19 protein-coding genes are annotated in these 18,666 nt (G+C 64.6%); 12 read left to right on the top strand and 7 right to left on the bottom strand.

Annotated elements, in window-relative coordinates; genetic code table 11:
• Window positions 1-50 precede the first annotated feature (50 nt).
• The 6 genes from BM154_RS12735 (at window position 51) to BM154_RS12710 (ending at window position 6,019) form a co-directional block, all read left to right on the top strand.
• A complete protein-coding gene (locus BM154_RS12735) occupies window positions 51-1,214 on the top strand; it encodes an ABC transporter substrate-binding protein (protein ID WP_074884222.1) in 1,164 nt (387 codons plus the stop codon).
• 58 nt (window positions 1,215-1,272) lie between these two features.
• The gene (locus BM154_RS12730; protein WP_074884219.1) at window positions 1,273-2,184 is read left to right on the top strand and encodes a branched-chain amino acid ABC transporter permease; all 912 of its coding nucleotides are present in this window, start codon (window positions 1,273-1,275) and stop codon (window positions 2,182-2,184) included.
• A gap of 10 nt (window positions 2,185-2,194) precedes the next feature.
• The gene (locus BM154_RS12725) at window positions 2,195-3,214 is read left to right on the top strand and encodes a branched-chain amino acid ABC transporter permease (protein WP_074884216.1); all 1,020 of its coding nucleotides are present in this window, start codon (window positions 2,195-2,197) and stop codon (window positions 3,212-3,214) included.
• A complete protein-coding gene (locus BM154_RS12720) occupies window positions 3,211-3,960 on the top strand; it encodes an ABC transporter ATP-binding protein (protein ID WP_074884213.1) in 750 nt (249 codons plus the stop codon). The genes BM154_RS12725 and BM154_RS12720 overlap by 4 nt, the downstream gene beginning before the upstream one ends.
• Window positions 3,953-4,642 carry an ABC transporter ATP-binding protein gene (locus BM154_RS12715; RefSeq protein ID WP_074884210.1) on the top strand — a complete coding sequence of 230 codons (690 nt, stop codon included), beginning with the start codon at window positions 3,953-3,955 and terminating at the stop codon, window positions 4,640-4,642. Before BM154_RS12720 ends, BM154_RS12715 begins: the two co-directional genes overlap by 8 nt.
• Before the next feature lie 123 nt (window positions 4,643-4,765).
• Window positions 4,766-6,019: an OprD family porin gene (locus BM154_RS12710; RefSeq protein WP_074884206.1), complete on the top strand. Its 1,254-nt coding sequence runs from the start codon at window positions 4,766-4,768 to the stop codon at window positions 6,017-6,019.
• A gap of 40 nt (window positions 6,020-6,059) precedes the next feature.
• On the opposite strand, the gene BM154_RS12705 is transcribed toward BM154_RS12710, so the two are convergent.
• Together BM154_RS12705 and BM154_RS12700 are read right to left on the bottom strand one after the other, a co-directional pair.
• Window positions 6,060-6,917, bottom strand: coding sequence for an alpha/beta hydrolase (locus tag BM154_RS12705; RefSeq protein WP_074884203.1), 858 nt, complete (start codon window positions 6,915-6,917; stop codon window positions 6,060-6,062).
• 153 nt (window positions 6,918-7,070) lie between these two features.
• Window positions 7,071-8,384, bottom strand: a complete 1,314-nt coding sequence (locus BM154_RS12700; RefSeq protein WP_074884200.1) for a methyl-accepting chemotaxis protein — start codon at window positions 8,382-8,384, stop codon at window positions 7,071-7,073.
• A gap of 333 nt (window positions 8,385-8,717) precedes the next feature.
• On the opposite strand from BM154_RS12700, the gene BM154_RS12695 reads away from it, so the two are divergent.
• Together BM154_RS12695 and BM154_RS12690 are read left to right on the top strand one after the other, a co-directional pair.
• The gene (locus tag BM154_RS12695; protein ID WP_208609435.1) at window positions 8,718-9,143 is read left to right on the top strand and encodes a thiol-disulfide oxidoreductase DCC family protein; all 426 of its coding nucleotides are present in this window, start codon (window positions 8,718-8,720) and stop codon (window positions 9,141-9,143) included.
• Complete coding sequence (locus BM154_RS12690; RefSeq protein ID WP_074884194.1) at window positions 9,136-9,492, top strand: DoxX-like family protein; 357 nt, start codon at window positions 9,136-9,138, stop codon at window positions 9,490-9,492. The genes BM154_RS12695 and BM154_RS12690 overlap by 8 nt, the downstream gene beginning before the upstream one ends.
• A 7-nt stretch (window positions 9,493-9,499) precedes the next feature.
• On the opposite strand, the gene BM154_RS12685 is transcribed toward BM154_RS12690, so the two are convergent.
• From BM154_RS12685 to BM154_RS12675, 3 genes are all read right to left on the bottom strand, one after another.
• Complete coding sequence (locus BM154_RS12685; RefSeq protein ID WP_074884190.1) at window positions 9,500-10,084, bottom strand: eCIS core domain-containing protein; 585 nt, start codon at window positions 10,082-10,084, stop codon at window positions 9,500-9,502.
• A gap of 63 nt (window positions 10,085-10,147) precedes the next feature.
• Entirely contained in the window at window positions 10,148-11,545 is a 1,398-nt protein-coding gene (gene hglS / locus BM154_RS12680; RefSeq protein WP_074884187.1) for a 2-oxoadipate dioxygenase/decarboxylase HglS, read from the bottom strand.
• Window positions 11,546-11,664: 119 nt separating this feature from the next.
• On the bottom strand, window positions 11,665-12,570 hold the full coding sequence (locus BM154_RS12675) for a LysR substrate-binding domain-containing protein (RefSeq protein ID WP_074884184.1): 906 nt from the start codon (window positions 12,568-12,570) through the stop codon (window positions 11,665-11,667).
• A gap of 162 nt (window positions 12,571-12,732) precedes the next feature.
• Between BM154_RS12675 and amaB the strand changes: the two genes are divergently transcribed.
• Window positions 12,733-14,226, top strand: a complete 1,494-nt coding sequence (gene amaB / locus BM154_RS12670) for an L-piperidine-6-carboxylate dehydrogenase (RefSeq protein ID WP_074884181.1) — start codon at window positions 12,733-12,735, stop codon at window positions 14,224-14,226.
• A 13-nt stretch (window positions 14,227-14,239) separates the two neighbouring features.
• On the top strand, window positions 14,240-15,526 hold the full coding sequence (amaA, locus tag BM154_RS12665) for an L-pipecolate oxidase (RefSeq protein WP_074884179.1): 1,287 nt from the start codon (window positions 14,240-14,242) through the stop codon (window positions 15,524-15,526).
• Here the strand turns inward: amaA and BM154_RS12660 are convergent.
• The gene (locus tag BM154_RS12660) at window positions 15,516-15,827 is read right to left on the bottom strand and encodes a putative quinol monooxygenase (RefSeq protein WP_074884176.1); all 312 of its coding nucleotides are present in this window, start codon (window positions 15,825-15,827) and stop codon (window positions 15,516-15,518) included. The genes amaA and BM154_RS12660 overlap by 11 nt on opposite strands.
• Before the next feature lie 156 nt (window positions 15,828-15,983).
• Between BM154_RS12660 and mdaB the strand changes: the two genes are divergently transcribed.
• Together mdaB and BM154_RS12650 are read left to right on the top strand one after the other, a co-directional pair.
• Window positions 15,984-16,571 carry an NADPH:quinone oxidoreductase MdaB gene (mdaB, locus tag BM154_RS12655; protein WP_074884172.1) on the top strand — a complete coding sequence of 196 codons (588 nt, stop codon included), beginning with the start codon at window positions 15,984-15,986 and terminating at the stop codon, window positions 16,569-16,571.
• Window positions 16,572-16,637: 66 nt separating this feature from the next.
• Window positions 16,638-17,183, top strand: a complete 546-nt coding sequence (locus tag BM154_RS12650; RefSeq protein ID WP_074884169.1) for a GNAT family N-acetyltransferase — start codon at window positions 16,638-16,640, stop codon at window positions 17,181-17,183.
• 19 nt (window positions 17,184-17,202) lie between these two features.
• Here the strand turns inward: BM154_RS12650 and BM154_RS12645 are convergent, their stop codons facing one another.
• The gene (locus BM154_RS12645) at window positions 17,203-18,393 is read right to left on the bottom strand and encodes a sugar transporter (RefSeq protein WP_074884166.1); all 1,191 of its coding nucleotides are present in this window, start codon (window positions 18,391-18,393) and stop codon (window positions 17,203-17,205) included.
• Window positions 18,394-18,666: the final 273 nt, after the last annotated feature.

Here is an 18,666-nt window from a genome sequence, read left to right as displayed (position 1 = left end):
ATAATCGCAACCCTGCCAGCCAGGCGGGGCTGCACCACAAGGCGGTAATGATGAAAAATGTCCTGACCCTTGCGATGCTCGGGGCCTCCCTGGCCTCGTCGATGTCCACCCTGGCAGCCGAGCCCGTGCGCATCGGTTTCATAACCACCCTGTCGACGCCCGCCGGCTATCTCGGCGAAGACGCCCGCGATGCCTTCCGCCTGGCCATGGAGCAGGAAGGCGGCAAGCTCGGCGGTATCCCCGTGGAGCTGGTGGTCGAAGATGACGCCCTGCAGCCGGCCAAAGGCAAGCAGATCACCGACCGCATGAGCCTCAACGGCATCTCGCTGTACACCGGCGTGATGTTCTCCAACGTGCTGGCCGCCGTGGTCAATGGCGCCACCAAGGACGGCAACTTCTACATCAGCCCCAACGCCGGCCCCTCCAACCTGGCTGGCAAGCAGTGCAAAGCCAACTACTTCGTCGCCTCCTACCAGAACGACGTACCCCACGAGATGGCCGGCGTCGCTGCCAATGAACTGGGGTACAAGAAGATGGTGATCCTGGCGCCCAACTACCAGGCCGGGCGTGATGCGCTGGCCGGGTTCAAACGCGGCTTCAAGGGTGAGGTCACCGAGATCTACACCAAACTCAACCAGCTGGATTTTTCCGTCGAACTGGCACGCATGCGCTCGCTCAAGCCCGATGCGGTATTCCAGTTCCACCCGGGCGGCGGCGGCATCAACTTCGCCAAGCAGTACGGCAGCACGGGTCTGTCGAAGACCATCCCCATGGTGGTGCCGGTGTTCTCCATGGACGAACGCATGTTGGCGGCGACCGGCAACCTGGCCGAGGGCATGAACGTGGTCAGCGGCTGGGACCCGCAAGGCGACAATCCCGCCAACCAGACCTTCGTCAAATCCTTCAACGAAAAATACGGCCGCGCACCGACCATGTACGCGGCCCAGGGCTACGACACTGCACGCCTGATCGGCTCGGCCCTGGCAGCTACCAACGGCGACGTGAAGAACACCGAGGCCTTCAGGGCCGCCCTGCGCGCAGCGAAGTACGACTCCGTGCGTGGCGACTTCAGCTTCGCCAAAAACCAGCATGCGGTCATCGACTGGCACCTGCTCAAGGTGGAGGCCGGCGCCGATGGCGCATTGCGCGAGGTCAAGGTGAAAACCATCGCCAAGGCTCAGGTCGACAATTTCGCCGCCGACTGCCCGCTGTGACCTGAGCCCACCAGCCCGCCCGGCGCTGATGGGCGGGCCACTACCGCAGGACTTCACCATGCTATTGCTCGAACAATTGCTCAATGGTCTGCAATACAGCGCCCTGCTGTTTCTGCTCGCCTCGGGCCTGACGCTGATCTTCGGCATCATGGGGGTGATCAACCTAGCACACGGTGCGTTCTACATGGTCGGTGCCTACTGTGCGGCCTTCACCGCCATGACCACCGGCTCGTTCTGGCTCGGCGCCCTGGCCGCGCTGGCCGGCGCCGCCTGTTACGGGCTGATCATTGAAACGGCGATCATCCGCAGGCTCTACAACCGCGACCATCTCGACCAGGTGCTGGCGACCCTGGCGGTGGTGTTTTTCAGCAACGAGCTGATCACCCTGCTGTTCGGTCGCAGCCCGCCTTCGATGCCTACACCGGACTGGTACAACGCCTTCGTCGAGGTGCTGCCGGGGCTGATGTATCCGGTCAGCCGCCTGCTGTTCATCGCCGCTGGCATCGTGGTGGCGCTGGCCATGTGGCTGCTGATCAACCACACCCGCCTGGGGATGCTGATCCGCGCCGGTGCCGACGACCATGAAATGGTCGGCGCGCTGGGCGTGAATATCTCGCGCCTGTACACCCTGGTGTTCGTGTTCGGCTGCGTGCTGTGCGGGCTGGCTGGTTTCATGGCCGCACCCTTGCTGTCGGTGGAAGTGGGCATGGGCGAGAAAGTGCTGATCACCACCTTCGTGGTCATCGTCGTCGGCGGTGTAGGTTCGGTACGCGGCGCCCTGGTCGGCGCCCTGTTGATCGGCATGGTCGACAGTCTCGGCCGCGCCTACATCCCACCCCTGCTGGACCAGTTGCTGCCCAGCGAGGTCAGCGGCTCGCTGAGCGCCGGGCTGCTCTCGGCCAGCGCCTACATCGTCATGGCGCTGGTATTGCTGGTGCGCCCCCGCGGCCTGCTACCGGCCCGCGCCTGAGGAGAACGTCATGTCCCGTCGCATCATCATCGACCTCGTCTGCCTGGCCGTCTTCGCTCTCATGCCGCTGCTGGCCAGCGTGTTGGAGGAGCCGTTTTTGGTCAGCCTGTTCACCCGCCTGGCGATCTACGGCATGGCCGCCGCCAGCCTGGACCTGCTGATCGGCTACGGCGCACTGGTCAGCTTCGGCCACGCCGCGTTCTTCGCCATGGGCGGCTATGTGGTGGGCATCATCGCCTTTCATGCCTCCCAGGCCATGCCGCTGTTCGGCTGGGAAGGCAGTAACGCCGCCCTGCTCATCTGGCCATTGGCTCTGCTCTGCTGCGGGCTCCTCGGCCTGGTGATGGGTTACCTGTCGCTGCGCACCAGTGGCGTGCAGTTCATCATGATCACCCTGGCGTTCAGCCAGATGCTGTATTTCATTCTCGGCTCGCTGTCGCTCTACGGCGGTGACGACGGCATCGTGATCAACGAGCGCAACACCCTGCCGGGCCTCGATCTGGATAACGCCAACCAGTTCTACTACCTGAGTGTCGCCCTATTGGTCGGCTGGCTGCTGTTCTGCCGGCGCCTGGTCACCTCGCGGTTCGGCTTCGTGCTGCGCGGCCTCAAGCAGAGCGAGCGACGCAGCCTCAGCCTGGGCCTCAAGCCGCTGCGCTACCGGCTGACCACCTTCGTGATCGCCGGAGTCGGCGCCGGGCTTTCCGGCGTGCTGTGGGCCAACTACGCGATGTTCGTCAGCCCGGACATGGGCGCCTGGCAGAAGTCCGGCGAGCTGATGGCCATGGTGATTCTCGGCGGGGTCGGCACACTGATCGGTCCGGTGCTGGGCGCAGCCGTCTACCTGGGGCTCGAGCAGGTGCTGAGCCTGTGGACCGAGCACTGGCTGATCATCTTCGGTCCGCTGTTGCTGCTGGTGGTGCTGTTCGGACGCCAGGGCATCTACGGCCTGTTGATGAGCGGCGCCAAACGCGAATCGCGCGTCGTGAAGGGTGCGGTGCAGCAAGCACCAGTGGAGGCCAAACCATGACTGCGCAACTGTCGATCCGTCACCTGGAAAAGTCCTTCGGCGCGGTCAAGGCCACCAACGACGCCAGCCTGGAGCTGCTGGCGGGTGAGCTGCACGCCATCATCGGTCCCAATGGCGCCGGCAAATCCACGTTGATCTCGCAGATTGCCGGCGAGATTCGCCCCGACAAGGGCCAGATCCTCTTCGCCGGGCAGGACATCACCACCCTGCCCGCCCACGAGCGGCCACGCCTGGGCCTGGCCCGCTCGTTCCAGGTCAGCCAGCTGTACCCGGAATTCAGCGTGCTGGAAAACGTCGCGGTGGCCATCGCCGCGCGGGAGCGACGTACCTACGGTATGTGGACGCCGCTGTCAGGCGACGCGAGCCTGCTCGAACCAGCCCACAGCTACCTGCAACAGGTCGGCCTCGGGCGACGCGGCGACGACCTGGTCAGCGAACTGTCCCACGGCGAGCGGCGCCAGCTGGAGCTGGCCCTGGCATTGGCCCAGGAGGCCTCGGTACTGCTGCTCGACGAACCCATGGCCGGCATGGGCGCCGAAGAATCCGCGCGCATGACCGAGCTGCTGATGTCACTCAAGGGCCGCTACGCCATCCTGCTGGTGGAGCACGACATGGATGCGGTGTTCGCCCTGGCCGACCGCATCACGGTGCTGGTCTACGGCCAGACCATCCTCACCGGCACCGTCGATGAGGTGCGCAACGACCCGCAGGTGCGGGCTGCCTATCTGGGAGAAGAACATGCTTGAAGTCAGCGGATTGCGTGCCGGCTACGGTTTGAGCCAGGTACTGTTCGACATGCACCTGAAGATCGAGCAAGGCGAAGTGGTATCGCTGATCGGCCGCAACGGCATGGGCAAAACCACCACGGTCAAGTCGATCATGGGCCTGCTCAAACCCAGCGCCGGCAGCGTGCGTATCAACGGCAAGGAAATGCGCGGCAAGCAGCCGTTCCATATCGCCCAGGCCGGCCTGGGGCTGGTGCCCGAAGGCCGGCGCGCTTTCGGCAGCCTGAGCGTGCGCGAGAACCTGCTGGCCACCGCCAGCCGCGCCAGCAGGTGGGACCTGACGCGCATCTACCAGCTGTTCCCGCGCCTGGAAGAACGCCAGCAACAACTCTCGAAAACACTGTCCGGCGGCGAGCAGCAGATGCTCGTGGTGGGCCGCGCACTGATGACCGGGCCGCAGTTGCTGATCCTCGATGAAGCTACCGAGGGGCTGGCGCCGATCATCCGCGAAACCATCTGGAACTGCCTGACCACCCTCAAAGCCGAGGGCGAAACCATCCTGGTTATCGACAAGAACCTCAAGGAGATGGCCCGGGTCGTCGACCGCCATCACATCATTGAAAAGGGACGACAGGTCTGGGAAGGCACGCCGCAGCAATTGGCCGCCTCGCCTGACCTTTCGCATCGCTACCTGGGCGTCTGACCAACGCCCAACCCATCGGCTCGCCAACACGGGCCCGATTGCCAACCGCCACCATCTCTCCATCGGCCCCTTGGGCCGTTGGCGGATGGTTGCACCCTGAAAGCCGCCAAGAAGAGCTCCGCGATGACCGACAAAACCCGTGCAATCCCGTTTCTGTTAGGCACCCTCCCTTTTACCGCACTGGCCTCCGAGGCCGGATTTTTCGAGGACTCCAGCGCCACCCTGCAACTGCGCAACTACTACTTCAGCCGCGACTTTTCCGACATCGTCGGCAGCAACACGCAATCCAAGGCCGAAGAATGGGCTCAGGGCTTCATCCTCAACTACAGATCCGGGTACACGGCCGGCACCGTCGGCTTTGGTATCGACGCCATCGGCACCCTGGGCATCAAACTCGACAGCTCGCCTGATCGCGTCAATACCGGCCTGCTGCCGGTCCGTGACAATGGCCGCGCCGCCGACGAATACAGCCGCCTGGGCGTGGCCGCCAAGGTACGCCTGTCGCAGACCGAGCTGAAGGTCGGTGAGTTGCAGCCGAACCTGCCGGTGCTGGTGTACAGCGACATCCGCCTGCTGCCACCGACCTATCAGGGCATCAGCCTGACGTCGAAGGAATTCCGCGATCTGACGTTGCAGGCCGGCCACCTGAAATCCACCAGCCTGCGCAACGAGGCCGGCGATGGCCGGATGCAGGCGATGATCGGCTACCAGCCGCAACGCCAGGCCTTTGCCGAGGCCTTCAACTACCTCGGTGCCGACTACAGCTTCAACGCCAAGCGCACCACGGCCAGCCTCTGGTACGCGCAACTGGAAGATATCTACAACCAGCGCCACCTCGCCTTTAAGCACGCCGAACCAGTCGGCGATTGGGTACTGGGCGCCAACCTGGGCTTCTTCGATTCCCACGAGGACGGCCAGCAGCGCATAGGTGACGTGGACAATCGGGCGTTCTACTCACTGCTGTCCGCGAAGCACGGCGGGCACACCTTCTATGTGGGCTATCAGGGCATGTTCGGTGACCATGGCTTGCCAAAGGTATTCGCCAACGTGACCCCACTGGGCAATGAGGTACCGACCTACGAGTTCGCCTCGGCAGACGAACGCTCCTGGCAGGTGCGCCATGATTACGATTTCGCCACTCTGGGCTTGCCTGGCCTGACCACCACCCTGCGCTACATCCGTGGCAACAACGTCGATACCGGCGCAGGTTTCGAGGGCCGGGAGTGGGAGCGTGATCTGGACATCGGCTATGTGGTGCAGAGTGGTGCACTCAAGGGCATCGGCGTACGGGTGCGCAACGTCACCGCGCGCTCGAACTACCGCAGTGATATAGACGAAAACCGCCTGATCCTCAGCTACACCCTGTCGCTGTTCTGAGTGAGTTGCGGGCCGGGCCTGCAGGCCCGCCCCGCCACCTTCACAACCCGAGCAACTGCAGTGCGGCCCGATGCAGTGGCGTGCCGGGCTCGCCGAGTTGCAGTACCACATCGAAATGATTCCTGCCCGGTGCGGCAACGAAGCGTCCCGGCAACCCCCTCGCCTGCCAGGCCTCGAGGTAGTCATGGGACTGGCGAGCGAACTCGGCGCTTTCCAGCGCACCGTAACTCACCACCAACTCGGTGGTCTGCTGCGGTACATGAAAGTGCGGGCTGTTGCGCCGTGCCGACACCTCATCGAGGTTGATCCAGGCATTGATATGGGTTTCCAGCAGCGGCAGCAGATCGAACAAGCCGCTGATCGGCAAGGCACCGTGAAGCACGGACGCGGCCACGCCATAATCTGCCTGCCAACCGCCCGCAAGCAGCATGCCGACCAGATGCCCACCCGCCGAACTGCCGCTGGCGACGATGCGCGCCGGGTCCCCACCGAACTCGGCGATGTGCCCATGCACCCAGGCCAGCGCCCGGCGGGTCTGGTCGACGATTTGATCGAGGCTCACCATTGGCGCCAGGTCATAGTCGATGACCACCACACAGGCCCCCGCATCCACCAGCGCGGGGGCCATGAACGCCGAATCGTCCTTGGACAATGCGCGCCAGTAGCCACCGTGGATGTACAGCAATACCGGCGCATTCGCCTGGGCGGCAGGAAAGATATCCAGCCGCTCACCGGCGCCCGGCCCGTAGGCCACATCCCTGATGGACCGACGCCTGGCATGTGCCGCCTCACTCAGAGAGCGATACAACACCGGGTATTGCGCGTAATCCGCCACGCTTGCACGGGCGTTGTATTGCTGGTCATAGAATTCGTTGAGGGGGCGCTGGTCTTCGGCCATGGTGCTCTCCGCGTGGCAAACGAAGATTGAACAGGGCCAGCGGCTTTCGCGCAAAGCCGCAAATTTGCCGTTCTCTATCCAGAAAACCTCACGCAGCGCCTAATCGGCCGCCGAACGCCAGGCGGATATACCTGGCGCGCTTTGACGGCGGGGCTATTTCAGCTGGCTGGCAAATCGCTCTACCGCGCCCAGCACCTGCTTGGCGCCCTGGCGGATCTCGACGATCACGTCGCCCGCCTGGTTGGCCAGTTCCAGCCCCGCTTCGGCCTGCTGACGGCTGCTACCCATGTCGCGCACGGCAGCGTCGACCAGCTTCTGGTTTTCCTGCACCACGCCAACGATTTCCTCGGTGGCCTTGCTGGTGCGACTGGCCAGTTGCCTGACCTCGTCAGCGACCACCGCGAAGCCCCGCCCCTGCTCGCCGGCACGCGCGGCCTCGATGGCGGCGTTAAGGGCCAGCAGGTTGGTTTGCTGGGCGATGCTGCCGATGGTCTGCACCATGGTGCTGATCAGCACCGACTGCTTGCCCAGCGCCTCGATGCCTTCAGAGGCCGACGCCATCTGCTCGGAGATACGCTGCATGGTCTGCACCGTATCGGTCACCACCTGGGCGCCGCGCTGGGCAGTGGTGTCGGTCTGCTGGGAAATGCCGTAGGCGATCCCCGCAGCGTCGTTGACCTCTTCTTCGCGGTTGACCTGATCGGTGATCACGGTGGCGAACTTCACCACCTTGTAGAGTTTGTCCTGGGTGTCGTGCACCGGGTTATAGGTCGCTTCCAGCCAGACCACGCGGCCGTGGCTGTCGATACGTTTGAAGCGCCCGGCGACGAACTCGCCACGATTCAGGCGCTCCCAGAACTGCTTGTAGTCAAGGGAGTTGGTTTCCTGCGGATCGCAGAAAAGACTGTGATGCTTGCCCTTGATGCGATCCAGGGTATAACCCATGCCATGCAGGAACTGATCATTGGCCATCAGGACATGGCCTCCCAGATCAAATTCGATTACCGCTGTGGAGCGCAGCAGCGCCTTGATGAAATCTTCGTTCTCACGGGCTTGATTCATCGCGTCGGTAACATCCATACCAACGCATTGAACCCGCTGCACGACTCCGCGTTCATCACGGATGGCCTGCCAGCTTGCACGGATCCAAACCAGCGCACCATCGCAGCGCAAGAAGCGATAGCGATCCCTGATCGAGCCGCCGGTCCTGACCACATTGCTCAACTCCTTGTAGCAAGGAAGGTTTTTCACATAGTCCGGCACGAAGTCGTGCATGAACCGACTGTTCAGTTGCTCAGGGCTGTAACCGATAAGACGGCTGAAATTGGCATTGCAATCGATGATGCGAAAATCGGGGTCGACCGACAGCATGATCATCTCCGCCTCGATGCCCTGATACATCTGTCGGAGCAACGACAGTTCGGCATCCTTGGCCTGCAATTCTTTTTTCCACTGGTTACCGAACATGCGCTTTCTCCAAAAGGCAATCACGTTGAATTTGATCGGCTGCCCTGTCGATTTATTGAGTACCGTTCAGCCGCAAACTGCAGGCTGCTCTGCCATCAAGCATAGAAGATGGGTACACGGTTATCGGTTTTTTGCGCAGCAAGCGTATGCCGCTTGAGAAGGTGGGCAGATGCGAAGGAAAACTGACAGTGTGCCCAGGAAAATTCAGACCTCCATGGCGACGCGACTGCGGCCTCGGTCAGGCGCAGGAGGTCTGCTCCGCGGCCGGCGAAATGTCGTTTCCGAGCGCCCAGCTGCGTTACTCTGGCTCGGTCTACAGCGTGGAGAATGTCCATGGCTTACCCACCTCATGTGCAACCTGGTGATCGCGTCGTGCTGTTCGATGGCGTGTGCAAGCTGTGCAATGGCTGGAGCCGCTTTCTGATTCGCCATGACCGCGCCGGCAAGCTCAAGCTGTGCAGCGTGCAATCGCCCCAGGGCCAGGCGATCCTTGCGTGGTTCGGTATGCCGCTGGATCATTTCGACACGCTCCTGTATGTCGAGGGCGATCAGGCGCTCAAGCGCAGCGATGCGATCCTGGCGATTCTGCGCCATCTGCCGGCCCCATGGCGCTGGGCGACAGTGCTGCGCGTCATACCCCGCCGCCTGCGCGACGGGGCATACGACCCCATCGCCCGCAATCGCTATCGCCTGTTTGGCCGCCACGCCTGCTGCCAGGTGCCGCGCCCGCAGGACCGCGAGCGCTTTCTGCATGACTGATGCCTGGCTGGCCCGGCTGACGCTGGGCGCGATCTTCATCTACCATGGCCTGGTGCCCAAGCTGCTGTGCCAGGACGCCACCGAACTGCGCCTGCTCGATGCCCATGGGCTGCCCCACCAGTTGCTGGTGGCGGCCGGTGTCGGCGAGGTGTTGCTGGGCTTGCTTATCCTGCTGCTGCGTCGCCGGCACTGGCCACTGTGGACGGCGATGGCGGCGCTGATCCTGTTGCTGGTGGACGTGGCGATCTTTGCCCCCGGACTGCTGACCCAGGCATTCAATCCGCTGAGCCTGAACCTGGCGGCCGTCGCCCTGTGCGTCATCGCGCTACGCGGCAGAGCCGCCCGCTGATTTCACCTCAGTGGCGCGCCTGCTCGCGCAGGATGCGCGAAATCTCTGCCTGGCGACGATAGGCCGGGGCTTCCACGGCATTGAAGTCGCGGCTGTAACGGGCCGCGAAACCGGCGGTGCCCCATTCCCGGTATTGCTGCACGTGCAGCAGCTCATGGGCCCACAGGGCAGCGTCGTGCTCGGCCATCTCGGCGTTGCGAAACACGATGATGTCGACCAGGGTGACCGCCTTGATGTCGGGGTTCTGCATCACGTTGCGGGCGGCACTCAGCTCATCCAGGTCGCCGACCTTGTAGCGCACGGAATCGAGCAGTTCAGCGGCATAGAACGGCAGCAGCTGGCGGCGGATATCAGCGGGAATTGGCAGGGTACCCTGGCGCACGGCAGAGTCGCGCGAGCGCAGGATCCAGCCTTCCAGGGCATTGGCGGAGATCGTCCCGGCCCGCTCCTGCATCGGCCCCAGCACGCCATTGGGGTCGGGGACGCAGATGCAGCCCCCCAGGCATACCTGGGTTTCGCCAGGCGCGCAGGCCATGGCGGGAATTGCCTGAAAACACGCCAGGAGGGCTAGCGCCAGACCGCGTTTGTGCATGGATCGCTCTCGCAAAGCGTCGACCTTGGCGTTAGCGGCGCAGAATGTCCAGTTCAACGCGCATCAGCTTATTGCCTCCAGGCACAGCGCGCTGGCACACGCCTGTAGCGAACGCCGCTGGGTCTCGGCGTACAGGCTCAGCTCATCCTGCACCTCGGCGCCCAGGGCCAGCTGGAAATCCGCCTGGCTGGCAGCCAGGGCGTAGTCGGCCCTGGCTCCGCCGCCCAGGTTGGACTGGAAGATGCCCGCCGCGCTGACCGGCAGGAAGTCTTCGTACACCAGCGGTTCGCAACGCACGTGCCCCGCCTCGATCAACGCGTCCAGCCCGCGCGGGCGATTGGCCTGGTTCACCGCGGCCAGGCCGACGGGCGTGGGGAAATAGCGAAAATAGGCCAGCCCCTCACGGCGTAGGGTCTCCTGGTCGTCGGCAAAGGCCTGGAAGTGCTCGGCCATCAGCGCGTCATAGCGCCTGGCATTGGCCTCGCTGGGCGCCTCGCCCAGGGCCTGGCGAGCGCTGTCGAGCAGGCGGTCGTAGAGCGCGCGGCCCTTGGCCGTCAATGCCGCGCCGCGCTGCTCGACCTCGCCGAACCGGGCAGTGTGGCTACCTTGCGGCCCGTCCTGGCCGACAAAGGCCACGGCCTCCTGCAGCGCCTTGAAACTGGTCTGGCGCAGCAGGATCGGACAGTTGCGCCGCGGCGGCCCTTCGATCACCGCCTTGGGGGTGATACCACGCTGCGACATCCCGGCCTGAATCGCGTCGATGTCCAGGGTGCGCGGCGTCAGGTGGTTGATATGCGGCCCCTTGAAGGCCACCACATCGGCGATCAGGCGATGCTGGTCGTGGAGCTGGCGATACTGTTCGGCGCTCACCGTAGCCCGGCTATGCCAGCGAAATGTCTCCAGCGCCTCACGGACGAATTCGTCCGCCTCGCCAGCCTGCAGGCCACCCGCGGCTTCAAATTGCTCGATCAGTTCGATGGCCCGCGGGGTAAAGATGCGTCGCCGGCTCAACAACTCGGCCGCCCTTTCACGCAATCCGGCATCCTCGATCAGCTCCAGGCGCAGCAGTGAGGTGAACACCCGAAACGGGCTGACCTGCAGCGCGGCCTCGTGAATGGGGCGAAACGCCGTGGCGTGCACTGGCACGCCCGCTGGCGCCAGGTCGTAGTACCCCACCGGCTGCATGCCCATCACCGCGAACAACCGGCGAAGGGTCGACAGTTCCTCAGCCGTGCCCACGCGAATGGCACCGTGGCGCTCGGCCTCCAGGCGTTCGATCTCGCCGCTGCTGCGCAACCGTTCGGCGACCTCTGGCTGAGTCCTTAGAACCTGTGCGTTGGTCTCTGCCACCAGCTCCAGCAACGTGCCATAGAGCGGCACCTCGCTCTTGTACAGGGCCGACATGGCACGGGAAAACTGCGCTCGGATCGAGTCCGGGCTGACCAATGCAGCGCTGTTCATGGTGACTCCTTCTTTGCGACCGGCCACTGACGGCGACCTTCATAGGCGATTCTGCGTAGCGGGTTGCAGGCCGACAACCGATATCTGCTCAGCTTTTCATTCCCTCAGGGAATGCAGGCTCACCGGCTGGCCGGCAGTGCCCGCGCCTTGCCCAGCACCCAGTCGACCAGCGCGCGCACCTTGGGCAGCTCCAGGGACTGCTCGGCGCAGGCGAGGTAATGCGCGCCCTCGCTGACCTTCAGGTGCTGCCAGGGAATCACCAGCTTGCCCTCGCCCAGTTCGTCCTCGACCAGGAAGCGCGGCACCAGGGCCACGCCACAACCGTCCTGGGCGGCGCGTATGCACATGTAGAAGGTGTCGAAGCGCGGGCCGTGATAGCTGAACTCGGTGTCGATACCTTGCTCGGCGAACCACTGGTGCCAGGCTTCGGGCCGCGAGGCGCATTGCAGGAGCACCAGGCCGGTCAGGTCGCCGGCACTGGTCAGGGCCGCAGCCGGCAGGATGGACGGGGCACACACCGCCACCACGTCTTCGCCGAACAGCTCGATACACAGCGCGCCCGGCCAGGTGCCATTGCCGTAGAAGAAGGCCACGTCGGCCTTGGCCTGCACCAGGTCGAAGGGCTCCAGCTCGTTGCGGATATCCAGGTGCAGGTTCGGGTGCGCCCTGGAAAAGCCCTTGAGATTGGGGATCAGCCAGCGCACTCCGAAGGTCGGCTGGGTGGCCACGCGCAGCACTTCGGTTTCACCACCGTAGGAGAGAATGTAGCGGCTGGAGATATCCACCTGGGTAAGGATCTTGTCGACCTCGGCCAGGTAAAGCTCGCCCGCGGGGGTCAGTTGCAGGCGCCGGCGTATGCGATGGAACAGCGGGTGCTGGAGCATCTCCTCCAGTTGCGCGACCTGTTTGCTGACCGCGCTCTGGGTCAGGTGCAGCTCCTCGGCGGCGCGGGTGAAACTCATGTGCCGGGCAGCCGCCTCGAAACACTGCAGGGCAGCCATGGTGGGTAGCAGGCGTTTGGACATGAACACTCCACAGGCTCGACCGCGACAGGTCATTCTCTGAGGGAATGACGTGCTGCGTAAAGGTCGTTTGTTCGCAAAAAACATTCAAGTCGATACTGCCGCCAACGATGCCCCTTCAGTGCCTGTCGCGTTCGCCGGCAGGCGGCAACCGAGGAGAACACCATGGTCGGCCAATTGCTCGCAAGCCTGGGCGTAGCCCCTCAGAGTTTCCAGGGTGGCGAACATGCCGTTCATACGCCAATCGACGGCAGCCGGATCGCCGGCGTGACGCTGGAAACTGCCGAGGCGGTGCGAGCCAGGATCGCCGCCGGCCACCAGGCCTTTCTGGCCTGGCGCGAGGTGCCGGCCCCGCGCCGCGGCGAACTGGTGCGCCTGTTTGGCGAGGTGCTGCGCGAGCACAAGGCCGAGCTGGGTGAACTGGTGTCCATCGAAGCCGGCAAGATCACCCAGGAAGGCCTCGGCGAGGTGCAGGAGATGATCGACATCTGCGACTTTGCCGTTGGTCTGTCGCGTCAGCTCTATGGCCTGACCATCGCCTCCGAGCGCCCCGGCCACCACATGCGCGAGACCTGGCACCCACTGGGCGTGGTCGGGGTGATCAGCGCGTTCAATTTCCCGGTGGCGGTGTGGGCCTGGAACACCACGCTGGCCCTGGTCTGCGGCAATGCGGTGATCTGGAAGCCGTCGGAAAAGACGCCGCTGACCGCCCTTGCCTGCCAGGCGCTGTTCGACAAGGCCCAGCAGCGTTTCGGCGACGATGCGCCCGAGGGCCTGGCTCAGCTGATCATCGGCGACCGCGAAGCGGGAGAGGCGCTGGTCGACGATACCCGCGTGCCGCTGATCAGCGCCACCGGTAGCACCCGCATGGGCCGTGAGGTCGGCCCGCGGGTGGCGGCGCGCTTCGGGCGCAGCATTCTCGAACTGGGCGGCAATAACGCGATGATCCTGGCGCCCAGCGCAGACCTGGACCTGGCCGTGCGCGGCATCCTGTTCAGCGCCGTCGGCACCGCCGGGCAGCGCTGCACCACCCTGCGCCGGCTGATCGTCCACCGCTCGATCAAGGACGAAGTGCTGGCCCGCCTCAAATCCGTTTACGGCAAGATCCGCATCGGCGATCCGCGCGACAACAACCTGGTTGGCCCACTGATGGACAGGCAGGCCTTCGACGCCATGCAGAGCGCCCTGGGCCGTGCCCGCGACCAGGGCGGCACGGTGTTCGGCGGCGAGCGCCAGCTGCAGGCACGCTACCCGGGCGCCTACTACGTCAGCCCGGCCATCGTCGACATGCCGGGGCAGACCGAGGTGGTGCGCGCCGAGACCTTCGCGCCGATTCTCTACGTGCTGAGCTATAACGACTTCGAGGAGGCCCTACAGCTCAACAACGATGTACCCCAGGGCCTGTCGTCGTGCATCTTCACCCTCGACGTACGCGAGGCTGAGCGTTTCCAGAGCGCCTCGGGCAGCGACTGCGGCATCGCCAACGTGAATATCGGCACCAGCGGGGCGGAGATCGGTGGTGCCTTCGGTGGCGAGAAGGAAACCGGTGGCGGTCGCGAATCCGGCTCGGACGCCTGGAAGGCCTACATGCGCCGGCAGACCAATACCGTCAACTATTCGCGCCAGCTGCCCCTGGCCCAGGGCATCGTCTTCGACTGAGCGGGGTCGCGCCATGCGTCAATTGCAGCAGGCTTGTCTGTGGGAAACGCTTACCCCGCACGAAGCATGGTCCGGGCCGCTGGAGGGCGAGGTGCAGGCCGATGTCTGCATCATCGGCGCGGGCATCACCGGCCTGTCGGCGGCCCTGCACCTGCTCGAACAGGGCCAGACGGTCTGCGTGCTGGATGCCCATGACGTGGGCCACGGCGGCTCGGGGCGCAACGTCGGCCTGGTCAATGCCGGGACCTGGATCAAGCCGGACGATGTCGAAGCTACCCTGGGCCGGCGCCACGGCAGCCGCCTCAACACGCTGTTGGGCCAGGCACCGGCCGAGGTGTTCGCACAGATCAGGCGCTATGGCATCGGCTGCCAGGCGCGCAACGATGGCACCCTCCATATGGCGCACAACGCCGCCGGGCTGGCCGACCTGCGCGATCGCGAGGCCCAGTGGCGACGGCGCGGCGCGGCTGTCGAATTGCTCACCGGTGCCGCCTGCGCCGAGTACTGCGGCACCGACAGGATCACCGGCGCCCTGCTCGACCGCCGGGCCGGCACCCTCGACCCGATGGCCTACACCCGCGGTCTGGCGAGGGCAGCAACAGGCCTTGGTGCCCGCATCCACCCGCACTCGCCGGTCCAGGCATTGGCCCGTGCGGGGCACGGCTGGCAGGTGCACAGCGGCCAGGGCGCGGTGAGCGCGCAGAAGGTGATCATCGCCACCGGTGCCTACACCGAAGGCGAATGGACACAGCTGCAGCGCCATTACTTTCGCGGCTATTACCTGCAGGTTGCCTCGGTGCCGCTGCAGGGCGCCGCCGCCGACGCCGTGCTGCGCCACGGCCAGGGCTCCTGGGATACCCGCAAGGTACTCAGCAGCATTCGCCGCGACGCCGAGGGGCGCCTGCTGTTGGGCAGCATGGGCCGTGCCGACAACAAGCCGGACTGGTTCATCCGCGGCTGGGCCGACCGCATCCAGCAGCACTACTTCCCCGCCCTCGGCAAGGTCGAGTGGCATCTGCACTGGACCGGCTGTATCGACTTCACCCCCGACCACCTGATGCGCCTGTTCGAACCGGCGCCAGGGCTGGTCGCGGTCACCGGCTACAACGGCCGTGGCAACACCACCGGCACGTTGGTCGGCAAGGCCCTGGCGCAATTTCTGCTGAGCGGCGACAGCCAAGCGCTGCCCATCCCCCTTTCGGCGATGCAGGCGGTGCGTGGCGCAGGCCTGCGCAGCAGCCTCTACGAGACCGGTTTCTCGCTGTACCACGCCGGCCAGTGCCTGCGGGTCATTCTCTAGCAGCCCCGGATGCCTTGCTGAGCATCTCGACCTCGCGAATCTCGAAGTCCCGACGCAGATACTGCATGCGCTGCCCATGGAAATCGCGCATATGCGACAGGGCGGCATGCACTGCCAGGTGCTCGCGCGACTGCCAGACCTCGAAAAAGATGAACAGCGTCGGGTCGCTGGCATCGCGCAGCATGTGGTATTCGATGCAGCCGGGCTCGGCGCGACTCGGTTCGACATAGGCGCGAAACAGCTGTTCGAAGTCGTCGGCCCGTTCCGGGCGGGTGTGAGCGTGAAGGATGAAGCCGTACATAAGGGGTGCTCCGCAATGGTGTGGGTCACACCCTAACGCAGGCAATGGCCGTGCATTCATGCATTTGAGTCACTAATGATTTGCTCGCCCAGGCATTTTTCGCCCGCGCACGAACCCGTAACCTGGCGTCATTCAATCAGTTACGGAACCTCCAAGATGAAGAAGATCCTGCTCCTCAACGGCGGCAAGCAATTCGCCCACTCCGACGGCCGCCTCAATCGCACCCTGCATGAAACCGCTGCCGCCTACCTCGACGGGGCCGGTTTCGAGTTCAAGACCACCGAGATCGACGCCGGTTACGATGTCGCCGAAGAGGTGCAGAAATTTCTCTGGGCCGACGTGGTGATCTACCAGATGCCGGGCTGGTGGATGGGCGCGCCGTGGATCGTCAAGAAGTACATCGACGAAGTGTTCACCGAAGGCCATGGCAGCCTGTACGCCAGCGACGGCCGCACCCGCTCCGATGCGTCGCAGAAGTACGGCAGCGGCGGCCTGATCCACGGCAAGCAATACATGCTGTCGCTGACCTGGAACGCCCCGCAGCAAGCCTTCGACGACCCGAGTGACTTCTTCGAAGGCAAGGGCGTGGACGCGGTCTACTTCCCCTTCCACAAGTCCCAGGCGTTCCTGGGCATGAGCGCCCTGCCGACCTTCCTGTGCGTGGACGTGATGAAGCGCCCGGATGCCGAGCGTGACGTGCAACGCTACCGCGAGCACCTGGCGCGCGTCCTTGGTACGGCCTAAGGCGACATGACAAACGAGGCGGCGACCGGCACTATCGGTCGCTACGCCTCGCCATGGATTGCCCGCATGCCCTTCCCCAGCCTCCACACGCCACGCCTGCTGTTGCAGCCCCTGCAACTGGCCGACGCCGAGCAGATCCAGCCACTGTTCGCCCAATGGGAGGTGGTGCGCTACCTCAATGCCCAGGTACCCTGGCCCTGCCCGGCCGATGGCGCGCTGCGCTACCTGCGTGATGTTGCCCTGCCCGCCATGGCCGCTGGCACTGAATGGCACTGGACGCTACGGCTCCTCGACGAGCCCGAGGAGGTGATCGGCGTGGTCAGCCTGATGGACACGCCGGGCAACAACCGCGGCTTCTGGATAGCCCCAGCCTGGCAACGCCAGGGCCTGATGAGCGAAGCCTGCGTGGCGGTCAACCGCTACTGGTTCGAGGTGCTGCAGCGCCCGCTTATGCAGGTGCCCAAGGCGGTCGACAACATCGCCTCGCAGCGGCTGTCCATGCGCGAAGGTATGCGCCTGATGGAGACCGGCGAAAGCGACTACGTCTGTGGCCGGCTACCGTCGCAAATCTGGGCGCTCAGCCGCGAAGAATGGCTAAACCGGCAGACTTAAAATCTGCTGCTGTTTGCAATCACAGCGGCTGCACCTTGAGCGGGCGGGAAAAGCGGTAGGTAGTCACGCAGCACAGCAGCAGGCCACCGATACCCAGCAGGCCGCCGACGATGCCCACATTGGCCACGCCCAGCTGGCTGCTCACCACGCTGCCGAGCAGGGCGCCACCGCCGATGCCGATATTGAAGATGCCGGAGAACAGCGCCATGGCCACGTCGGTGGCGTCCGAGGCGAGGTTCAGCACCTTGGCCTGCAGAGCCAGGCCGAAGCACATCATGGCGATGCCCCAGACCACGCTCAGGGTCGCCAGGTAGGTGTGCTCGCTGGCTACCGGCAGCAGAAGCAGCATGCACAGGCTCAGCACGCTGATCGCCGCGATCACGAAACCGCGCGGGAAGCGACCGCTGTAGCGGCTGAACAGGATCGAGCCGATGATCCCGGCGCAGCCGAACAGCAACAGCAATACGGTGACCATGTCGGCGGCGAGGCCCGCCACTTCCAGGGCGAACGGCTCGATATAGGTATAGGCGGTGAAGTGCGCGGTGATCACCAGGGCGGTCAGCACGTACACGGTGACCAGCGCCGGGCGCTTGAACAGCACCGGCAGGCTGCGCAGCGAGCCGGAGTTCTGGCTCGGCAGCAGCGGCAGGTTCTTCATCAGGCACAGCACCACCACGCCCGCCACCACGGCGATCACGGTAAAGGTGGTGCGCCAGCCCAGCACCTCGCCGATCACCCGGCCCAGTGGGATGCCCAGCACCATGGCCAGCGCACTGCCGGTGGCCAGCAGGCCAAGGGCCTGCGCCTGCTTGCCTTCAGGTGCTACGCGCACCGCCAGGGAGGCGGTGATCGCCCAGAACAGCGCATGGGCCAGGGCGATGCCGATACGGCTGACCATCAGCATGCTGAAGCTCCAGGCGATGCCCGACAGCACGTGGCTGGCGATGAACAGCATGAACACGAATGCCAGCAGCTTGCGCCGTTCGATATTGCGGGTCAGCAGCATCAGCGGCAGCGACGCCAGCGCCACCACCCAGGCGTAGATGGTCAGCATCAGGCCGACGCTGGCGGTGGTCATCTCGAAGCTGTGGCCGATCTGGCTCAGCAAGCCCACCGGCACGAATTCGGTGGTATTGAAGATGAAGGCGCCCAGCGCCAGTGCGATCACGCTCAGCCAGCTGCCGCTGTGCGTCTGCTCGGGTGTGTTCATTCGGGTGAGTCCACGCGTGGTGAACGCTGCGCTACCACGGCCATACGCCCGCGGCCTGATGGCAGCGAGCGGCGGTAGACAGCGAACGGAAAAATAGAGCCCATACACGACGAACACGCACACGGCAGCTCGCGCTTCCGAAACGATGAACGCTGGAAGTGATGATGCGGTGAGCGGAAATTATAGGTATGGGATGGCCTGCAGCGACGATTCTACGCACCTGCCTGGCGGCTGAACAATACGCCCGGGAAGGCGTTGGTTGGATGGGCGACG

This window comes from Phytopseudomonas argentinensis, from assembly GCF_900113905.1.
GTDB lineage: Bacteria > Pseudomonadota > Gammaproteobacteria > Pseudomonadales > Pseudomonadaceae > Aquipseudomonas > Aquipseudomonas argentinensis.
The sequence above is the reverse complement of the archived record's forward strand: the minus strand, read 5'-3'. Positions and strand labels throughout refer to the sequence as shown.